The 20,270-nt window shown below is 55.4% G+C and carries 15 protein-coding genes and 1 tRNA gene; 5 read left to right on the top strand and 11 right to left on the bottom strand.

Annotation, left to right across the window (positions count from 1 at the left end; all coding sequences use genetic code 11):
• Positions 1-67: 67 nt before the first annotated feature.
• The 3 genes from Poly41_RS08885 to Poly41_RS08875 all read right to left on the bottom strand — a co-directional run bounded on the left by Poly41_RS08885 (position 68) and on the right by Poly41_RS08875 (position 2,252).
• Positions 68-141: transfer RNA gene (locus Poly41_RS08885), tRNA-Thr, on the bottom strand.
• Positions 142-186: 45 nt separating this feature from the next.
• Positions 187-1,158 (bottom strand): hypothetical protein, encoded by a 972-nt coding sequence (locus Poly41_RS08880; RefSeq protein WP_146525535.1) that lies wholly within the window; start codon positions 1,156-1,158, stop codon positions 187-189.
• A gap of 83 nt (positions 1,159-1,241) precedes the next feature.
• The gene (locus tag Poly41_RS08875) at positions 1,242-2,252 is read right to left on the bottom strand and encodes a rhomboid family intramembrane serine protease (protein WP_146525534.1); all 1,011 of its coding nucleotides are present in this window, start codon (positions 2,250-2,252) and stop codon (positions 1,242-1,244) included.
• A gap of 586 nt (positions 2,253-2,838) precedes the next feature.
• Here Poly41_RS08875 and Poly41_RS08870 point away from each other — a divergent pair.
• The 4 genes from Poly41_RS08870 (at position 2,839) to yidC (ending at position 10,565) form a co-directional block, all read left to right on the top strand.
• Positions 2,839-4,971: a right-handed parallel beta-helix repeat-containing protein gene (locus Poly41_RS08870; protein ID WP_146525533.1), complete on the top strand. Its 2,133-nt coding sequence runs from the start codon at positions 2,839-2,841 to the stop codon at positions 4,969-4,971.
• A 138-nt stretch (positions 4,972-5,109) separates the two neighbouring features.
• Complete coding sequence (locus Poly41_RS08865) at positions 5,110-6,006, top strand: hypothetical protein (protein ID WP_146525532.1); 897 nt, start codon at positions 5,110-5,112, stop codon at positions 6,004-6,006.
• A gap of 715 nt (positions 6,007-6,721) precedes the next feature.
• Positions 6,722-7,813 carry a glycoside hydrolase family protein gene (locus Poly41_RS08860; RefSeq protein WP_146525531.1) on the top strand — a complete coding sequence of 364 codons (1,092 nt, stop codon included), beginning with the start codon at positions 6,722-6,724 and terminating at the stop codon, positions 7,811-7,813.
• Between the two features lie 313 nt (positions 7,814-8,126).
• Complete coding sequence (gene yidC, locus Poly41_RS08855; RefSeq protein WP_146525530.1) at positions 8,127-10,565, top strand: membrane protein insertase YidC; 2,439 nt, start codon at positions 8,127-8,129, stop codon at positions 10,563-10,565.
• 46 nt (positions 10,566-10,611) lie between these two features.
• On the opposite strand, the gene Poly41_RS08850 is transcribed toward yidC, so the two are convergent.
• From Poly41_RS08850 to Poly41_RS08820, 7 genes are all read right to left on the bottom strand, one after another.
• Positions 10,612-10,881 carry a WXG100 family type VII secretion target gene (locus tag Poly41_RS08850; protein WP_146525529.1) on the bottom strand — a complete coding sequence of 90 codons (270 nt, stop codon included), beginning with the start codon at positions 10,879-10,881 and terminating at the stop codon, positions 10,612-10,614.
• A 395-nt stretch (positions 10,882-11,276) separates the two neighbouring features.
• Entirely contained in the window at positions 11,277-11,954 is a 678-nt protein-coding gene (locus Poly41_RS08845; protein WP_146525528.1) for an HAD family hydrolase, read from the bottom strand.
• 13 nt (positions 11,955-11,967) lie between these two features.
• A complete protein-coding gene (locus Poly41_RS08840; RefSeq protein WP_146525527.1) occupies positions 11,968-12,714 on the bottom strand; it encodes an SMC-Scp complex subunit ScpB in 747 nt (248 codons plus the stop codon).
• A 4-nt stretch (positions 12,715-12,718) separates the two neighbouring features.
• Complete coding sequence (locus Poly41_RS08835; protein WP_146525526.1) at positions 12,719-13,453, bottom strand: SDR family oxidoreductase; 735 nt, start codon at positions 13,451-13,453, stop codon at positions 12,719-12,721.
• A gap of 239 nt (positions 13,454-13,692) precedes the next feature.
• Positions 13,693-14,505: a DUF6655 family protein gene (locus Poly41_RS08830; RefSeq protein ID WP_146525525.1), complete on the bottom strand. Its 813-nt coding sequence runs from the start codon at positions 14,503-14,505 to the stop codon at positions 13,693-13,695.
• A 518-nt stretch (positions 14,506-15,023) separates the two neighbouring features.
• Positions 15,024-15,992: an AEC family transporter gene (locus Poly41_RS08825; protein ID WP_146525524.1), complete on the bottom strand. Its 969-nt coding sequence runs from the start codon at positions 15,990-15,992 to the stop codon at positions 15,024-15,026.
• Positions 15,993-16,184: 192 nt separating this feature from the next.
• On the bottom strand, positions 16,185-17,171 hold the full coding sequence (locus Poly41_RS08820; protein WP_146525523.1) for a hypothetical protein: 987 nt from the start codon (positions 17,169-17,171) through the stop codon (positions 16,185-16,187).
• 332 nt (positions 17,172-17,503) lie between these two features.
• On the opposite strand from Poly41_RS08820, the gene Poly41_RS08815 reads away from it, so the two are divergent.
• The gene (locus Poly41_RS08815) at positions 17,504-18,685 is read left to right on the top strand and encodes a serine/threonine protein kinase (protein ID WP_231615523.1); all 1,182 of its coding nucleotides are present in this window, start codon (positions 17,504-17,506) and stop codon (positions 18,683-18,685) included.
• Between the two features lie 238 nt (positions 18,686-18,923).
• Here the strand turns inward: Poly41_RS08815 and Poly41_RS08810 are convergent, their stop codons facing one another.
• On the bottom strand, positions 18,924-20,159 hold the full coding sequence (locus Poly41_RS08810) for a DUF1559 family PulG-like putative transporter (RefSeq protein ID WP_146525522.1): 1,236 nt from the start codon (positions 20,157-20,159) through the stop codon (positions 18,924-18,926).
• Between the last annotated feature and the right edge of the window lie 111 nt (positions 20,160-20,270).

The raw sequence follows: 20,270 nt of genomic DNA, 5'->3' as shown, positions 1-20,270 counted from the left end.
CCGCTGCAAAGAAAGTTCAAGGGCTGGAGAAAACGGTTGTTTTCTCTAGCGGGGGGTCCTCCCCGAAAGCCAGCGGTGGGATTTGAACCCACAACCCTCGCATTACGAATGCGATGCTCTGCCAATTGAAGCTACGCCGGCAAAATCCGTTCCGAATAAGAACGCGCCCTAAGAAAATATGCGATCCTACGGTTTTTCGTCAAGAGGCACCTTTTTGGTCCACTGGTATCCTTGCTCAAAATTCCGGAATTGCAGTGCTTCGAGCTGGCGGATCAACGTCTGCTGGCTACTGTCGACTGCCGTTTCAACCGTATAAACCCTTCGATCCGCCATCCTCTGAATCACGCTTCCAATCAGATAGCTTTCCGCGATGCTCAATTGATCTGGCTGCTTCAGCAGTGAAAGATCGAGAATCGCGTTGTCACAATTCATCACCTGGGCCTCAACATCACTCGACCAAAACTCGATCATCGACAGAATCTCATCGGTCCGATGGTCGATCGTTTGGTGCCGTTCGATATCAAAATGAGACATCGCCGAGGCCAAACGAGGTTCGGTTGGAATTCGTCGATGGCTCTCGATACGCGTCGTTCGCCGAAGTTGCAGCGCGTCTCTGCTGACCGGTGGACGGTAGGGGCTTGTGTTGACAACCATTCGCGAAATCGAATGGTCACGATTATAGGATCGACGTGACAACAACGACGACGTTCGCGAATCGGCTGCAGGGATTCCAATGCCATGGCCGATCGGGGGCAAGCCGGCGTAGCCGTCGTGACCATCCCGAACCAACCCCACGGTGACGATTTCCGCCCCAAGGGAGCCGATGGCCCGTTCGACGGCGGTCAGCAGCGAATCGCAAACGTCCAAACCACCATCGGGTGAAAAACAAATGGATCGAATTCGCCCCGCCTTCTCGGATCCCGCCTTCTCGGATCCGGTGCCATCCACCGCGAAATGACACCAGGCGCGGACTTCGCCCTCGGATTCGGCAACGATCAAATTGTTGGGATCGAAGAAGGTTCTTGCCAAAATGGCCTGCTCAATGGTCGCCATCGAAACCGGAGGCGAGATCCCGATACAAGACCAATGCTGGATCCAAACATCGACCAGCCGTGGCAAATCGACGTTACAAAACGGTCGAATCATGGACTCAGTCACGGCAAGCAAATCATTTCAAGAGGAAATTGACGGCTAATCAAGACAAACGAAGGTTCTACACGATCTCGTTCTACACGATCTCGTTATACACGATCTCGAGGTGCGACAAAGTAGGCTGCTGCCATCCCTGCTAACAAACCACCCAAGTGGGCTCCATTGGCGATATTGCCGACCATTCCGGTCATGCACAAGACCAACCAACCGAGCATCAGCATAACATTCGATGGTGGCATGTGGATCGGATACGACGGATCGAGTGTCGGCCGAATCCAAAGGTAGCCGAACAAGCCAAACACCGCCCCCGACGCCCCGATCGCGCGCGGCGTCCCGGCCATCGCATGCAAGAATTCGGGCAACGATTCAGCTCCAGGTAACATCACTTGCAACATCATCCCTGCAATCTGAGTCGCAATCAACAAGACCCCAAAGAACACGCTGCCCTGCAATCGTTCAATTGCAGATCCGAGCATGAACAGCATGATCATATTGAACGCCAAATGCATCGTGCTGCCATGCAAGAACATCGGGGTGACCAATCGCCAAAGTTGCCCCTTTCGGATCGACGCAAACGGATCGCCCGTTTCGGCGTACTCACGATCATCCACAAACGAAAGCGTGTAATAGACGTTCTCGCCGGTGGTTAGTTTCGTTGGGTCCTGCGACACTCGGGGACGCCCGAAATAGGACAGGTAGCCCGCGACGACGGAGATTGCGATGACCGCAATCGTAACGGGGATCTTTTGCTGGCGTCCTGGGAAATTGGCTGCCATTCCACTCGCTCCCGTGGTCGCGGGCATTTTTCGATGCAGTTTTCGCTGCTCGGCAATTCGCCGCTGCTGCTCTTCGACTTGCTTGTTCCGCAGCGTCGCCGCTTGCATTTTCACGTTGTAGCGTTCCGCATCTGGGGACGCCTCAAATGAAACAAGTTCCTCGCGTGCTTGCTCCACGTCCTTTTCGTCGCGAATCCAGATATCCCACGGCGCCCCGTCCTCAGCGCTACTCGAATCGGTCGCCGCATCAATCGCAAGCGTCACCAAAAAATCGCAAAAACGCTGTGCCAAAGCTTCGTTAGAGAGAGTGCCGATTCGGCGCATGACAAAATGACCGTAGAAGGAACCGAGAAAATGGGCCTGTTTTTTAGAACGGTAGGGTAACGGTGAAAGCGGGAACCCGGAAGGTTGGAGTCAACGCTTTCGGGCTCGACTCCGAATGGACGTGACACAGGCTGGCCCCCATACGACAACACTCAAGTTGAAGATGCGTTAGCTGGACAGCGGCACCTTGTGGGCGACATTCAGTCATTTTCCAGTCATTTTCCGAGCATTCTCGGACTCAGCGGCGTTGTCCATTCAGGAACAGGCACGGGATCACTTCCGTTGCTGGACTGGCAAGCGTTGTGACAGAATTAAAGAACCGAAGTCTTTCGATTCCGGCTACGATCCACCCGGGATTCGATTCCCAGACGAATCCTTCATGCACCGAGCGAGGGACAAGCGAGGCCTCTCTCTACTCCTGTCTTCCCAAGCTGACTTCGACGTTACCATGCCCACGCCGGAAGCCGGTTCCTATTCCGTTCGCGCCGTAGTCAAACATCCCAAGGTGACCTTGCGTGGGGAGAACGTGAGAAGGACATTGGAATAAGCGCCCATCAAATGAATCTTGAATCAAGCAGGATCACACGTGAGAAACCAACAGCACCTATTCGTTGCGGTCGCAGTAGGACTGCTTCTTCTTGGCGCAGCGCCGCTCCTGGAGGCCGCGGGGCCGATAGACTTCCACGTGGCCACGAACGGCGACGACAAGAATCCGGGCACGGAGGCTAAGCCTTTCGCCACCCTTGAACGCGCACGCGACGGCATTCGGAACTCCGGCCTCGCGGGCAAGGCCAGATGCACAGTCTGGCTTCATGACGGCGTATATCGAAGGGATGACGCATTCACGCTTGAAGAGCGGGATTCCGGCGTGCCTGAGCACCCCGTGATCTACCGTGCAAAAGGGAACGCCGCGAGGCTGATCGGCGGGACCGTGGTGAATACCGAGGCGTTCACGCTTGTCGATGATCCCGATTTGCTGGCGCGAATTCCCGAGCCGGCGCGGGGCAAGGTTTACATGCTCGATCTCAAGGCCTTAGGAATTAAGCACACGGCGCGCTATCCGGACAAGTTCACGGACAATGGCGGCATCTTCGAACTCTTCCTCGATAGCAGACGCATGCCGATTTCGCGATACCCGAACGAGCACGGCGCTATGACGGTGAAACGCGTTGTCATCAATGGCGGAGGGCAAGAGAAGTCCGGCAGTTGGAGAAATTACTATGGCGGATCGCCGGAGCAAAGACTCGCCCTGGAGAGCGAAAAAGGCCCCCGCGCCGGCGTCTTCGAGCACCGAGCGGAACACGCGGATGCCCATGCGATGTGGGCCAAGGTCCTCGACCGGGGCGTGTGGATCAAAGGGTATTGGCGCGTCGTGTGGCAAAACGAAACCGTAAGGGTCGCCGCGATCGACACGGAATCTCAGACGGTTACGCTAGCGGTTCCCGTATCAAATGGAATCGGCAGCAAGTACCATCGTCCCAATGGATCGGGCGCCGAGATCTACTGGGTCATGAACCTGGTCGAAGCAGTCGACCAACCGGGCGAGTGGGCGATCGATTTCCAGGAGCAGAAGCTCTTCTTCTATCCCCCCGAATCGCTCGCGGGCGCCGACATTTTGATCTCGGACGCCGATGCGCCGATTATCGAACTCCGGGGAACTCACGATATCGAACTGAGAGGCCTGATCGTCGAGGGCACGCTTGGAGATGGCGTTCGCATTGTCGATGGGGCCTCAAACGCTGTTCGCGGCTGCACTGTCCGAAACGTGGCCAAGTACGGAATCGTCGTTCAGGGTGGTTCAAACCACGTCGTCGAGAGTTGCGACCTCTACGCCATAGGTGCCGGCGGAGTCTGGCTGTCCGGCGGAGACACCAAGGCCACGCCGCGCGTGCCGGCGGGACATCTTGTCGAGAACTGTGACATCCACCACTTTGGCGAAATTGAGCGTGTCTACGCACCCGGCGTCAACGTCGGCTTCCGTGGGGGAGGCGGAGGAAGCCGGGTCATGGACGCGGTAGGCATGGTCGTGCGCAACAACGCCATTCACCATTGCCCACACGCCGGAGTACTGTTCAACAGTTTTGACAACGTATTTGAGTACAACGAGGTCTTCCAGTTCGCGCTCGTCTCGAACGACATGGGCGCGTTCTACAGCTATTCCAAGCCCAACGGCATCGGGAACAACACGTTCCGCTTCAACTTCATGCACAGCTCTCCAGAAGGCGACGGCATCTATTATGACAACGTGGCCGATCACGCCCATGTCTACGGAAATATCGCCTATCGACTTGGGCCTTCCGATCCCGCAAAAGAGGCTAAACGGGGGTGCGGATTCCTGATCAAGAATTTCACGAAGAACCGTGTCGATGTTTCGAGCAACATCGCGGTCGACTGCAAGACGGGCTACACGGTCACCGCCGGGGAGGGCTCCATTCTGCGGGGGAATATCGCGGTCGCATGCGGCGATAGCCACGGCGTCCCGGATCTGAAGACCTATGAAAAGGATCCGGGCTTCGTCGATCAGGCGAGAATGAACTTCGCCTTGCAGTTGGATGCGATCGTCTACTCGGACGTCGAGGATTTCGAGCCGATTCCCGTCGAACGGATCGGCCTTCACACCAACGACTTCCGCGCGACCGTACCGGATTATCGTCAGGAGATGTCGGGCTGGAAACCAAGTGCGAACGCCTCGCGTTACGACGTGCTCGATCGAGAGTAGGACAACTGGGCTATGCAAACAAGGCCCCGAATCCAGACAATGCGTGATTCCGGACGTTTTCCACGTCTCGAACAATGCTCAAACCGAAAGGACAGTCCATTGAGGGTCGTATTGCTTTCCCTCGTACTTACACTAACCTTGACAACACATGCTGTCGCTCAAACGACCGCGCCGGCTCGCTACATCAGCCCGTTGAACTGCAATTACAAAGGCCGCGTGGGAGCGATCAACCTCGTCGAGTCCGGCGATACGAAGTTCAAGGTCTCTCAAAAGGGCCACGATGAATACAATCGGTTTAGCATTTCGAAGGAGACGAAGATCTCTGGCATCAACGTTGGCAGTTTCATCTTCAAGTCGCTTCCGACACGAGAGGATCTCGACAACGGCGCTTACAGCAAGAAGCTGCACTTCGACATCTACGACTACGGCAACCTCAACGGCAAGAAGGACGCCGAACTGATCCGAGTCGGAGACACTATCTACGTGACCTTCCTTGTGAAGTTCGCGACGCCTGCCCCGACGCCGGAGCCGGGCTCCGAGTTCGATAAGGAAGATGCGAGGTACTGGCGCACTCTGTTCTTCCAATTCTGGCAGGGAGGAGTCGCCACACACCTTTACAGCTACGCACACGACACGCCTGAAGCCAAAGATGGCAAGTTTGGATACGTCACCGTGCTCACCGCGGATTACGGGGAAAACAAGTTCGTTCTTTCGGATCGATTTGAAGTCGAGCGGGGCCAGTGGTACCGGATGTACTTCCAGTACAATCCCGATGTGCGCGACGGAAAAATACTCGCGAAGATGGCCCGGCATCGTGAAGACCTCGCAACGGAAGATATGACGACGATGCTCGAGCTGAAAGGCGCGACGTTCTATCAGGACAGGCCCAAATCACGAGTGTTGCCGACCTTCGGAAACTACCATTGGGGAGGGTGTCCGCACAAAGTAGAGTCCCACTTTACGGAGATCCTTATTTCGAAAGAACCTCTACAGCAACACTCTCTCCTCGGAGGTCGTGCAGTTTTTAAGTTGTGACTGCTGAAGTGTTTAGGTATCCAACCACCCCTGCCCGCGCAGCGGGAGGGGTCGAGCGCAGCGAGGGGGAGGGCCGGTATAGAAACAGTGCTGGAATTTCATGTTGTCATCGCAGCCCGTTTTCCCTCTCCCTCGCTTAGGCTCGACCTCTCCCAGAGGGAGAGGTAAATCTTGTAAGTCTTTTTCAATCAACAACTTAAAAACTGCACGACCTCCTCGGAGGGTGAAGAGGCGATTGAGGCCTAGTGCGTGGTCCAGATTAAAAATTAGGGTGAGACCGGCCCGCTCGCGCCGTTCCGCTACAAGTTTTAGCGGTATTGGGCGCGAGCCCTCCGGTCCCTCGAACCCTAAAATGAAAGGCTCATCCGGCGGAAGCGTGCGCGGGAGGTTTTCGAGGCAGCTCTCCGGTGTCCAATCATCGCTGGCAGGAGCTATTTTCACTTGTTATCGTGCAGTTGCCGGGAGAAACGGAGTCGAGCTCTGCAGAGGTGCAACTTGACAAGGGATATCCCGGTCGACGGTGCGCCAAGGGTGCTATCGGTTCCCGGCGGTCGACCGACCGTCGGGGACTCTTTTCTAAGAGATCATTGGACACCGGAGCCATACCTCCGAAAAACCTTGAGTCTGGGGTCCGCGCGCTTCCGTCGGATGAGCCAAATTAAAGATTGACAAAACACTAGCAGGTAGCCACGAAACGCGCAACAGGAATCATCTCATGCACAGAACACACTTTGTAATGCTAGCGACCTGTATGCTCGGGGCCATCTTGGCTTCGACCGGAGCGTGCCTCGCCGAGGCCCCCTTCCATGAGAGAATGACGCCTGTTCCGGAAACGGCGAGGTTCAGGGATCCGGACTTCTTCATCTGGGGCGCCAGTATGGTTCAGGACGAAGCTGGCGTATGCCACCTCTTCTATAGTCGCTGGGCAAAAGAGTTGGGGCACAACGCGTGGGTAACGCACTCGGAAATTGCGCACGCTACTTCGATCGATCCTCTGGGGCCGTACACGCACGTTGATGTGGCGTTTCCCACTCGTGGGAAGTCCTTCTGGGACGGGTTGTGCACGCACAATCCGACCGTGCATGCATTTGAGGGGAAATACTACCTCTATTACATGGGCAACACGGGCGACGGGCAGACGATGACGGGGCTGAACTGGACGCACAGGAACAATCAGCGGATCGGCGTCGCCGTGGCCGATCATCCAAACGGGCCATGGAGACGGTGCGATGCGCCCTTGATCGACGTCGGCCCCGACACAGAATCGCACGATGCGCTCCTGACAAGCAACCCATCCATCTGCCGGAGACCGGATGGAAAGTACCTGATGGTTTACAAGGCGGTAGGTAGGAAACGCGAACTCCCCTGGGGCGGACCGGTGGTCCATCTGGCAGCCACTTCGGATTCGCCGACGGGCCCATTCTCCAAGCATCCGGATCCGATCTTCACGGCCGAGGGAGACGCATTCCCCGCCGAAGATCCATTCATCTGGGTGGAAGACGGCTTCGTGTGGGCGATTGTCAAAGACATGAAGGGGGCGTTCACTGGGGCGGGGCAGTCGCTCGCACTGTTTCGTTCAGAGGACGGCATCGACTGGTCGCCAGCCAAGCATCCGCTGGTCTCAAAGCTGGAGATCCACTGGGAGGGCGGAGAGACCGAGAGGGTCGCCCATCTGGAACGGCCTCAGCTCTGGCTGAGAAATGGCGAGCCCCATGTTCTGTTTTGTGCGGCGGACAAGGACAGAGAGCATGCGTTCAATGTGCATATCCCTTTGAAGACGACAACCCTCCCGACTTCACACGACTGATCCCGGCGGTTGTTCCGCGATCGTCGACCTATCCTAGCTCAGGGGTAAGACTCTGTGTTCGGGCGAGTCTTGGGGTATTGCGAAGGTGTAGTTTTGGGTAGTACCTGAAACGGCCCAAGTACTGACATAACTTGTTATTTTCCGCCACAGATTGCACGGTTTGCACGGTTTGTTAGAATCGAATCTAAGCCATTTCTAGTACCGGGTGTTGTGGCCCAAAAGCTGGTTTTCAGGGACATTTTCCCAAGATTTCCATCCGCTGTCAGAATCCCCCCTCTAGAACTGCATCTGCCCTCACTCTCTTGGAATCACTGTGGAACGGCGTCTACTCACCTTCATCATCACTTCGACGGCGTTCTTTTTCGTCTACTTCACGCTGCGATCGCTTCTATTGCCACCTCCGCCAGCGGTGCAACCGAACGCCGCTGCGGAGGTTGCCGAGGTAGAAGATGCTGCGGTCGAGCAAGACAAAACCGAGGAAAATGAGGAAGAGATCGCGAATTCTGAGGACGAATCTGCGGTGCAAGAGGCTCTACCGGGCGGCACGGAGCGGACCGAAACACCTCGATGGGCAACGCTGGGATCGATGGATCCCGCCAGCGGGCACTTTATGTTGATGACGCTTAACAGCCGCGGTGGAGCCGTCGAGCGGATTGAGCTGACCGAGCGAGAAGCCAAATCGAACCAGTTGAAGTATCGCCGAGTGGATGTTCGCCACGGTTATTTGGGATATTTCGCTGGTACGTCTGCTGCCGTCGTAGACGGTGTGACCGTCAATGTCGTTGGGCCGGGAACTCCCGGTGCGACCGCGGGTATCCAAGTCGGTGACGTGATCACCACGGTCAACGGCAAGCCAATCGCTTTTCGGGAACAAATCGACGCTGCACTAATCAAGACCGAGCCCGGTGACACGGTCGACATCACCGTTCTGCGGAAATCCGATTCCGAATCACAGCCCGCCGAGCTCGTCTTGTCCGCAAAGCTCAGCCAGCACCCGCTCGATCTGATCCGGCTTGCTCGCGATGGCGGCGCGGATCAAATCAAGGGCAATCTGACGCGGCTGTCCTGCTTGATGACGCTGGCGCAAATCAACAAAAAGAAAATCGACGTTGGCAAACGATCGATCACAGGCGTAGCCGATCCGGCACAGATGGTGTGGTCGATCGAGGAAAAGCCTGGCCCCACAGACGCAGTGCCTGGCACGGATGAATTGACGTTCTCGCTGACGTTGACAGCCGATGAACTGGCAAAAGCAAACGGCGAAGCGGTGGAACTGGTCCGCTCGTACCGTTTGCCCGAATCGAGCTATGTCATCGACATGGCGCTTGAGGTTCGTAACAAAGGCACCGAGCCCCATGATTTGGCTTATCGATTGTCTGGCCCAAACGGATTGACGCTCGAAGGGTGGTGGTACAGCAACAAGATCAGCCCCAACTTCAGCGGTGCCGCAGCTCGCGACATTGTCTACAAGAACGTTGCCGATGGTCATGAGTTGATCAGCGGTTACAACCTATTGAAGCGAGCGAAAAAGACACCCGAGGACGCAGACCAAACGATTTTCGCACCCGATACCGGTGAAGCCTCACAAGCGTTGAAGTACATCGGTGTCGATGCTCAGTACTTTGTCGCAGCCTACCTACCACCATCGGGTGAGGAAGTATTTAGTGATTTTCGCCGCGCCACGGCCGAGATTGTCGCGGACGCTGACAAAATCGAGCGGCACAAAGAACGCGCCGTCAACACCTCGTTTTATCTCACCAGCAACGTGGCAACCGTGGCTCCAGGAGCAGCGATTCGCCAGGAACTGCGAATGTACGCCGGCCCCAAGGACGCCGACATCGTCGAACCCTACGGTCTCGGGGACGTCATCTATTATGGTTGGTTCGCACTGTTTGCAAAGTTCTTGTCAGGGCTGCTGCATTTCATCGGAGGCGTGATCGGCAACTACGCGATCGCCATCATCCTGTTGACGGTGCTGGTTCGTGGTCTGATGTTCCCCCTCAGCCGTAAAGCGGCCGTGAATGCGCAGCGGATGCAAGAACTTGCACCCGAGCTAAAGAAGATTTCCGAGCAGTACAAGGACGACATGGAAGGCCGGCTGAAGGCTCAGCGAGAGCTTCAGCATCGAGTTGGATTCAACCCGATGGCCGGTTGCTTGCCGATGTTCATGCAGTTGCCGATTTTCATCGGACTTTACCGAGCCTTGTCGGTCGATATCGAACTTCGCCAAAAGACCCTTTCGTCGATGACCGAGTGGGCGTCCAACCTCGCTGGCCCCGACATGCTGACCTACTGGGGCGATTGGCTTTGGGAATACCTTTCAGGTCGAGGAACGGGCTGGTTGGGTCCCTACTTCAATATTTTGCCCGTGATCGTCGTCGGCTTGTTTTTGCTGCAGCAAAAACTGTTCATGCCTCCAGCGACGGACGAACAGACGGCCATGACGCAGAAGATGATGAACATCATGACCTTGATGATGGGGCTTTTCTTCTTCCGGGTGCCAGCCGGCTTGTGTTTGTATTTTATCACCAGCAGTCTGTGGGGAATCTGTGAGCGCGTGCTCGTGAAAAAGACACTTCCCAAGGGCAAACACTTCAATCTGGATAACACCGTTGACGGCGTTGCCGTACCCACCCAGAAAAAGAAGCCGACGCTGGCCGATCGCATTCGCGACTCTGTGAACAAACCGGAACCGAAAGCGGAACGGCCCAACAAACGCCGCCGTCCCGACGGGGGCAAGAAACGATCGTAGCCTCGGACCGACGCGATTGGGGGTTTTGGCGGTTCAACCGCGGGAATCAGCGTCCCAAATAGGCATCGATTTGCTCGGCTTTTCGCATCAGATAGGGCACATGCTGTTCCGTTGCTTGGATCAAGCGTGACAATTGCCTCATCTGCATGGTGAACTCTTCGGCAAACTTGCGCTGCTGCTCATCACGCCAAGTCTGTTCCAGTTGGTTCATTTGTGATCCCAGCGCCGTCGTACTCTGTTTCATTTCTTCCGAAAACCGGTGCAGCGATGCTGCAAATTGTCTCAACTGCTCAGGATCCACGACGGCTTGGTTCATATTGGAACTCCGTGTAAGGAAGAATGTCACTAGTGGTCTGCGGCAACTCAATTTTCAGCGTAGTGGATTTCGCCAGAAATCCGTAACTCAAATGTTCTTAGGGACTTCTGGCGAAGTCCACTACGTCCCAACTCGCAGTTTTAACCTTGACGGTCCACTAGCTTGCCGATTGGCGATTCGTTTGAATCGCAATTGTGTTCAATAGCAAGAACCTACAACAATACCTGCGGCAGCACAAAACAACGACACCCCGCCCCGAAGCCTGGAACGATTTGGTGTCGGGTGGCCGCTTCATGGACCGTTTTATACCGATGACGGCTGAGAGTGAATTGTCATCCAAGCCGATTCACAGGAACCCATCGAGTTCAAAGGCCAAATGCCAAAGCAGGAACTGACTACCCAGGAAGCAGATCCCACAGCCTCGGATCGTTGAGTGAATCGGCGATCAGGACTGCTCCATCAAACGTTTGCTCACGAGTATTTTCGTTCGGAATCGCCACCGTTTGTGCTCCCGCCGCGACGGCCGCGGCACAACCGTTGCCGCTGTCTTCGAGCACGAGCATCTGCTGCGGAACAATCTGCATGCGCTGAGCCGCTGCCAAGTACATTTCGGGATGCGGCTTGCCATGGGTCACATCGTCGCCGCTCAGAACGAATGCCAACGCATCGCTCCATGCAACCGTACCCAAAATCACATCGACATGTTTCTGACTGCTGCTGGTGGCCAACCCAAATGGCAATCCCGACGCGATCAACCGATCGATCCACCGGTTCAATCCTGGCATCGGCGGTACGCCATCGGCGATCAACCCACTGTAGATTTCGTCGGATTCGCAAAGCAGACGATCCGCAGCGATCGGCAATTGATGCATCTCGATCATCTGCTGCATCGCGGCAACGCCCACTCGTCCCATCATCCGCGTTTGCAGCTCTTGGCTAAAGCGATACCCGCGGCGTTTCAGCAGTTCGTCGCCGACTTGCCAATACAACCGCTCGGTATCAAATAGCAATCCGTCCATGTCCAATGCGATGCCGAGAACCGGATTGGCGGAGTTTAATCTTGAAGCGTTCATGTTTCGTTTTTGCCTAGGTCACACCGCGAAGCCCTTCTTCGACTTGCGGCAAATCTCCCAACGATTCGAGTTCGAACAGGGTCAAGAACCGTTCGGTGGGGTAGTAATGGGGAACCGGCTTACCACCCGTTTCAGGCGGCTTTCGCACGAGATGCAGCAGCTGCCGACGAACCAGTTGATTCAAGAGCGGACCACAATCCCGACCGCGTTGATCTTGAACCTTTTGGGCCGTGATTCCCGGCTGGTAGGCGACCAAGGCCAACGCCTCGATCGCTCCCTGTGACAACCGTGCTTCTCGAACCTTGCCAACAAAGGAGCGTCGGACATCCTCGACGTCAGGCGAAATCGTCATCCGATAGCCGCCGTCATGTTGCACAATTCGCAACGATTGCCCAGCGTCCCGGTACGATTCGTTCAACCTCTCAATCAATTCGACCACTTCTTGAGCAGAAACCTCTCGCATCAACGAAGCCAATCGTTCGGCAGTAAATAACCTGTTTTCGGGATGGCCAACAAAAAGTGCTCCTTCAATAATGGCTTCCGGAGTCACCAACTCGTCTTCCGCAATCGGATCGATCAGCTCATCGTCATCTTGTTCGACCGAAGACGCGTCGCCATCGTCCGCTTCGCCATCGGTCTCGCTCGCTCGAAACGCCTCGGGGTCGTGCTTCGCGGCTGCGCGGGCGTAAGCGGCTCCAAGGTCATCGAGCGAAAGCTCTTCCTCGGATTCCCGCTCGTCTTCGTTCGCTTCGTCACTCATTCGCTCACACCCATTCTTGCGTGGTCGGTTTGATCACGATTTCAGGCACATGAGCTCGGGGCGGAAGCGAGCAAATCGCCACGACCATCGCAGCAATATCCTCGGGCTGCAAAATCGAAGCCTTGTGCTCGGCCGTCACTTTCACCGGCCGGTTGTCCAAGATCGGTGTGTTCACTTCCCCCGGGTAGACGTTCGTGACCCGCACCCCTTCGTTGCGCACTTCGTTCGAGACGGCCGTTCCGAGCGCCGTCATTGCAAACTTGCTGGCGCAATAAACGACTCCCCCAAGTGCGATCGCTCGCTTGCCTGCAACCGATGAGATATTGACGATCATGCCATCTTGCCGGCGACGCATCGACGGCAGCACCGCATGCATACACCGGTAGGCTCCGGTTGCGTTGATTTGCAAGACACGTTCCCAATCCGAAGGCTCCATTTCCGCCATGGTCCGATTCAGGATATTGATACCAGCACTGTTGACGAGGATATCAACGTCGCCATCGCGCTGCTCAATCGAAGCAAAAAAACGATCGACGCTGTCGGCATCCGCGACATCAAGCACACACGTGCGAATCGGGGGATCACCAGCAATCGATTCCGCCAATCGCTGAAGCGGTTCGATGCGACGTCCCCCCACCGTCACGCGACAACCGGCACGTGCGAGTCCCGAGGCGATCCCGGCACCGATTCCCGTTCCGCCGCCCGTGATCGCAACCACTTTCCCCGCTAAACTTGTCACTGGATACGCCTACCATTTGTTGTGAATCGGCTGTTTCGGATGATCGTCTCCGTCGGAGACAAACGACACCCGTTATCGTCCGAATTCTTGTAGAGATGCGACCATTTGCCGCCGAACGGCGGCTCGCAAATTACGGCGTTGCCGCCCAAGAATCGTAACAAATGATTGGCGATTGTCCTACGTGCCGCTGACGTCCCCTGGTGCAGAAGAGAGAAATCATCTCGATAGCCCAACGGCGTCTACCGGGTGCTCGATTCGAGTGATGGCAGTTCAGCGATTTGAGTTGCAGGGGTGAACGGTGCTTCGGGGATTTTTCGATCGATCATCTTAATCGGCCTCGCCGTGGCAACGCTTTTGCCCATCGATAGAAAACTGCCGCCAACGCCATTGTAGCCAACCGCCGTTTCCCGCTGATCTAAAACGGAACCGCTTCGGAACGGCCCAACACCGAGGACATAAGTGTCGTTGTTGTGTGTCAGTGCTGTCGCATCGCCACCGCCGCCAAGCGTCATCCCGGTCTTTGCGTCGTAACAAAGCAGACCAATCTTGGCGGTTCCCATCTGAGTCGCTCGCGAAGCGATCTTGATCTCGGGTATCTCGATCGGCAACCCAGGCACTCCCAGTGAGGGGATCCCTACAAAACTCTCCTGAGAGTCGGTGCCAATGCCACCACTGCGAGGTTCGAGCACCACATCGGCCTTGTCGATCGCCGCAACAATCTGGCCACCCGATTCGAGCACCTTGTGCCGCAGCGTCCCGACCAAGTAGCCCTTATCGACCGAGTCGAGGTATTGCTGGTCGATAAACACCCGGTACCCGGCTAGGTCGGTGAAATGGACGTTCGAAAATGCGCGGTCAATCGCCGCGGAGATCAATAATTGCTCCGTCCCGGTTCGCGAGGTGTTCGACGTCGTCGTCGTCGCGCAACCACTGCTAAGAATCGACGCACTCCCCACAACAACCATCACCAACCATTGCCGATGCCCGCCTCGTTTGTGTTTTGATACCATCGAAAAGAACCCTATCAGATAAGTGACCCAAATTGCCTTCATGACGACTCGGAGATGGCACCGAATTGATCGGCCCCCTCCGCAGCTGTCTCAATCGCAAACGCTTGCGACCATTCAAGCTAATTCGGCCCCCCCTCACACATAGGATCAATGAACAGGTGAATAGACGCATAGCCGACCAATTGCACCCAATCCTCGTGAGCTACGCCTCCCACGCAAAGCACCCTCTTTGAATTTACTGGGAAATATGGGTAGACAAACGGTATCAAATTGACTTAGATGTACACCGATGACCTTGGAACATGTGTTCCATTTGGTCCTTTGTTTCTCAGTGTTGTTTCTCGCGGGCTCTTGGCAGGTCCACCTCGCAGATTCAATCGTGCGTGCCGTATCAAACGCAGGAACCCCATTGCGGGACTGAAGTCGCTGCACTTTGCATACAATGCAAGCCGTGCCCCGCTTTGCATTGCAGCGGAGTGCAGCGACTTTCGTGCCGGCGGGTTTTCAGGAAACCGTGCTTCCTCGGTATCGAGAAGCGTCGCTTTGAACGCTATCCAGCACTAAACGCCCAACCACCATTTGCTGATCCCCAGCCAGAGCGGAACAAGCACCAATCCAGCCAACGAGGTGGGCAAGACGACTCGCAGCGCCGTCGACGTGTCGCGGTGGTACAACCGAACCAGCACAATGGGGAAGACGGCGGCCGGCATGGCCGCCTCTAGCATCACGACCAACTTCATGTCGTGGCTGACCAGCGGAGTGAACAGGGTCAGCACCGTAAGGATGGCCAACATCAAGAGCGGTAGCAGCAATTGACGAATCCCGATCGCACAGCAAACCACTCGCATCGAATCGGCCCACTCGATTTTTTGCAGATTATCAACGATGATTGCGCCACTCAACATCAAGCCCATTGGAATCGAACAACTGCCCAACATACTCACCGCCCCCAGAAAAGAACTGGGGATCATTTGATCGATGCCGAGGTATCGGATGACCGACGTCGTTACGACTGCGATCATCGGAGCCGTCAAAACAGCGCGCCGCCACGTCGTCGCGCCGCCAATCACGGCGATCCCGACACTCCACAGCGCCATGTCGACTCCGACGTTATGTAAGATCAATTCAACCACGGCGTCGGGATAGAAACGAAACGCCAACGGCAACGGGATGTATCCGTAGTTGCAGATGCCAACACAAAGGGCAAACGTGCGCTGCTTGGCATCCGTATCGAGCCCAATCCAATGCCCAAACCGCTTCGCGATCAACAGACTGATCAAGAATCCAAGCGTGGTAAAACAAAACCCAAAAACGGGAGGGAACCACGCGGACGAAAATTGATGCAATTGCTCACTGTTGAGAATCCGGTCCGCAAACAGTGAGGGTAGCAAGACTTTTGCGGTCAAATTCGCGAGCGAGGAATCGGATTCGCGCGTCAGCCAACCCATTTGGCGGCAGAACGCTCCAACCCCTATGACCAAAAAGACGCCCAAGACGCTCGCGATAATGGGCCAGAGATCGGAAAGCATTGTTGCCGTGTAGCAGTGGAGTCCAGAGTCAGGAGAAGGCAGCAGTAGACCGATAATCGTGTGGTTTTGCCACCCCGAACCCAAAAATCTCCGCTATTGAGAGTGCACGTCCGTGGAGGCGACGGCCCATGCCGGAGGAGGCATGGGCTGCAAACATCACCCATTCCACATCACGACCTCCAAATCGCAACGCTATTTCTTGACCCGATGAAGGGTAACGACAGGGGTGTCTGCGAGCTTTTTACCATCCTCGGTCATGTCCCGAATCTGCCATGTGTAGGTGTCCTCATCAACGACCTTGTGGTAAGCGACTCCCTTGAGGAAGTTCCCAGCTGCAGTTCGGTAGTTCCAATTCAACCGAAGTTCCTTCGGCCCAATCTTCCAGGTCCCCGTACCTGATCCACCCAGCTTGCTAAACAGCCAATGAACGACTTTTCCTGACTTTGGATCCACACCGACCATCTCAAACCCAGTGTGCGCTTCCTTGCCATCAATTTCTCCACCAAACTTAACTCCGATATAATTCTTGTCTTCTATCCAGTACCAAGTTTCATACCGATTCTCGGTTGCGCCAGGCTGATACAAGTCACCAAGGTCGAGCCCGTCCTCTTGGACGGTGGTGGTCGCTTCCCAGTCACCAATAAAGAACTCCATCGCTTTCAGCGTTTCATAATCCGGGCCAACCTTACCGATGCGTTCAAACACGAAATGAACCGTGACGTTGCCGTTTGAGCTGACCGTATAGGTAAAGCGATCGTGAGAGGTTCGATCCACGACGATGTCCCCAGCAAAGGGTTTGCCGTTGACCGTACCGACGCGCTTGCCGGTCGCTTTGCCCAACTCGTCCTCGAGAACCTTGTCGTAGGTGTTGGTGAAATGATTCGACTCGGCGAAGGCGTGCTCGACCACCTTTCCTGATCCGGGATCGATGCCTCCGAGCAGGGTGCCCTGTGTGACGATCCCATTTACTTTGCCCGACCACTCATAGAGAAGACTTTGGCCATCGGCCAAACGGCCGACGGCCATTTTGCCGGTAAACTTCTCGCCGTCGATCTGACCAGCCATCGACCAATCACCAACAAGGTAGGTTCCGATTTTCGGCTGATCAGCCTGAGCCGGTGAAGTGAATCCGACCGCGAGGGCAGTGAATGCCAAGGTTACAATAATGCGATTTCTCATGATCTTGGTTCCATTTTCTTTTTGAGAGGGGAGATCGAACGCGTCCATCGTTCAATGCGACAAACCGCCTGAAATAGCCTGATCAATCTTCGGATTATTCCATTTCTCGTTGTACTCTTCCCTCAATGAATAACCCTGAGAGATCCGAAGCGGGTAGCCACCTTCACCAGAACATGGTCCACCGCCGATGCCAACAAGGCCTTCACTCGCGGCTGGCTGAATCTCGAAAAGAAAAAAAGATCGATAGATTGCAGTATTTTTCCGGGTCGTTTTCGCCGTTTTAACGCATTGACCCTTGGAAGTCTAAACAGGAGCCCAAGGGAATATCCGCGATGAATCATCCAATGCCCAGCGAAGATGACCTGTTTCTTATTGCCCGCGCCGTGGCTGACCCTTGTGCTCGGGAAGCCTACCTAAAGCGAGTGAGTGGCAATGACCATCCGCTTTATGAACGATTGGTTGCGAAGCTGGAATCGGACGAAGAGCACGAAAGCTTTCCTGTCGGCTCACCACCGGGATTAGAGGGAACGTCTGCGACGCTGCTGAGCGAAGCTGCCGGCGACAAGATTGGACCCTACGAACTGTTGCAACGGATCGGCGAGGGCGGCTTCGGTGAGGTTTTCATGGCCCAGCAGACCAGTCCGGTACGGCGAAAGGTGGCATTGAAGGTCATCAAGCCAGGGATGGATACCAAGGAAGTGGTTTCGCGGTTCCAGGCGGAGCGTCAGGCTCTCGCGATCATGGATCACCCGAACATCGCTAAGGTTCTCGATGCAGGACAAACCGTGACAGGGCGACCCTATTTCGTCATGGAATTGGTTAGGGGCGTGACGATTACGAAGTATGCGGACACCAACAATCTGTCGACCGACGAACGGCTAGAGCTGTTTGCGTCCGTCTGCCGCGCCATTCATCACGCTCATCAAAAAGGCGTGATTCACCGCGACATCAAGCCCAGCAATGTGCTGGTGACGCTGCATGATGGAAAACCGGTCCCCAAGGTAATTGATTTCGGTGTCGCCAATGCGATCAACCAGCCGTTGACAGAACGCACCATGTTCACCGGGTATGGACAAGTCATCGGTACACCTCAATACATGAGCCCTGAACTAGCTGAGGCGAGCGGCTTGGATGTCGACACGCGCAGCGATATCTATTCACTCGGCGTGCTCTTGTACGAACTGCTGACGGGTCGTACGCCGTTCACTTTGGAGCAAATTCGCAAAGCGGGACTCGATGAGATGCGGCGGATTATCCTTGAACTCGAACCGATGCGCCCCTCCAATGCGATCCAGATTTTGGATGCGGACACAGCTACCTGCGTCGCCAATCATCGTTGCACGAAACCCGATTCGCTGACCAAACTGTTTCGGGGAGAACTCGACTGGATCGTGATGAAAACGCTGGAAAAGGACCGCGGACGCCGATACGATTCGGCCAGCGGTCTTGCTGACGACGTCGAGCGTCATCTGAACAATGAAACGGTCGAAGCCAGACCACCCTCGTTTGGTTAAAAACTGCTGAAGACCTATCAACGCAATCGGCTGGTTTGTCTTTCTGCCGCTGCCATTGCGGCATCGCTGTTGGTCACCGTTGGTGTTTTGCTTTTCTCGTCGGCTGAAAGTCAACGCAAGACACGCGATATCGCCATTCCCCATCACGCTCGGCCCAGCGAACACGTTTGATAAGACAAACGGTTCGATCAGCCGGCGTTGTCGCCAAGTCAACGCCTAACAGACGGAGTGGATACTCTTAGAAATCACCCTCAATGGTTTCACGAAGGGCACGCGTTCCCAATGCTCCCCATAAACCATAGGGACTGGGTCTCCCGGGTGCACGAGCGCCAGTTGCTCCCCACCAGATGTTGCCAGCGTTCTTGTTGCCAGCTTCGATCGAGTCCGTAATGAACTTTACGGCGCCATCGCCCATCAAAATGTGAGCACCGCCCTGGTGTCGACTACTCGGCGCGGCACCCGTCTCTCGCCAAGTCCCAGCACCGTGGGTACAGATAGGCGAATTCGGTGGAAGAATCGTGGTGATTCCACTATGGATGGTGTAGCCACTCGCCCACTTCAGACCTCGTTGCACTTGATCACTTCCGCTAAACGGGGCGGTTGGATCCCAATTTTGAGGGCGTGTCGGATCAACAAAGTTCTCGCATCGGGACGGATCGTTAATGATACTCCCGCCGCTACTTCCATTGACCGCCCGGGTTGTTACATCGGAATCCCCGAGATCCGTATTGAATTCGCCGCCCATGATCGTATTGGAAAGCCCGTCGATCACGTCTCGGAATCGCATCACATTTCGTGAAAAGAACATCCCACGGCAACTGGTTTTGGCACGAGGCAAGCGCGTCGCGTTGACCGTTCCATTCTGATTGATCCCCCCGTCATTCTGCAGTCCCAACGCATCGCCAACGCACACGCCGTAATTGGTACGCCCCTGGCCAGGCAAACCGCTTCCCGGATCGCTCGGGCATCGGTAAGTCGCGATATCGGTCATCCAAGGATCGTATCGATACGTTCCTTGCTGCGTCAGATTGATGTCCGGGTTGGGCCCCATAGGACTGAAAAAATAAGTTCCTGCTGCCGCCACAGGGTCCGTTACCGCAAAACGGTTACTAATTTGTTCCCAAATGGCTTGTTGCTCGATGAACGGCGTCAGCGGCACCAAGGTGCTCAAGTTGTTAATGTTGTTGCCACCATATTGCCCGCCCATGGTGGTCGGAACACGCGACTGCGGATCATTGTTCCCAAATACCAAAGAGGTTCCACCTCGATGAACCGGCAGCTGGCGGAATGCGGAGTGATAGTTGTGAAATCCCAATCCGATCTGTTTGACGTTGTTACTGCAACTCATCCGACGTGCAGCCTCTCTCGCTGCCTGCACCGCGGGAAGCAACAGCCCGACCAGCACGCCGATGATGGCGATCACCACCAACAACTCAACGAGCGTAAATGCGCTGCGTTCTTTTCTAAGACTCATTTCGAAAACCTCTCACTAAAATCAAAAAAAAACAAAAACAGAACCACCCTCAAATGATGCTTCAAGAAACACATCATTCCATGGAACTTGATCAATCCGTTCAGGATGCGA

It is taken from the genome of Novipirellula artificiosorum, from assembly GCF_007860135.1.
In the GTDB taxonomy this organism is placed as follows: Bacteria; Planctomycetota; Planctomycetia; order Pirellulales; family Pirellulaceae; genus Novipirellula_A; species Novipirellula_A artificiosorum.
This window is presented reverse-complemented; position numbering and strand designations above follow the sequence as displayed.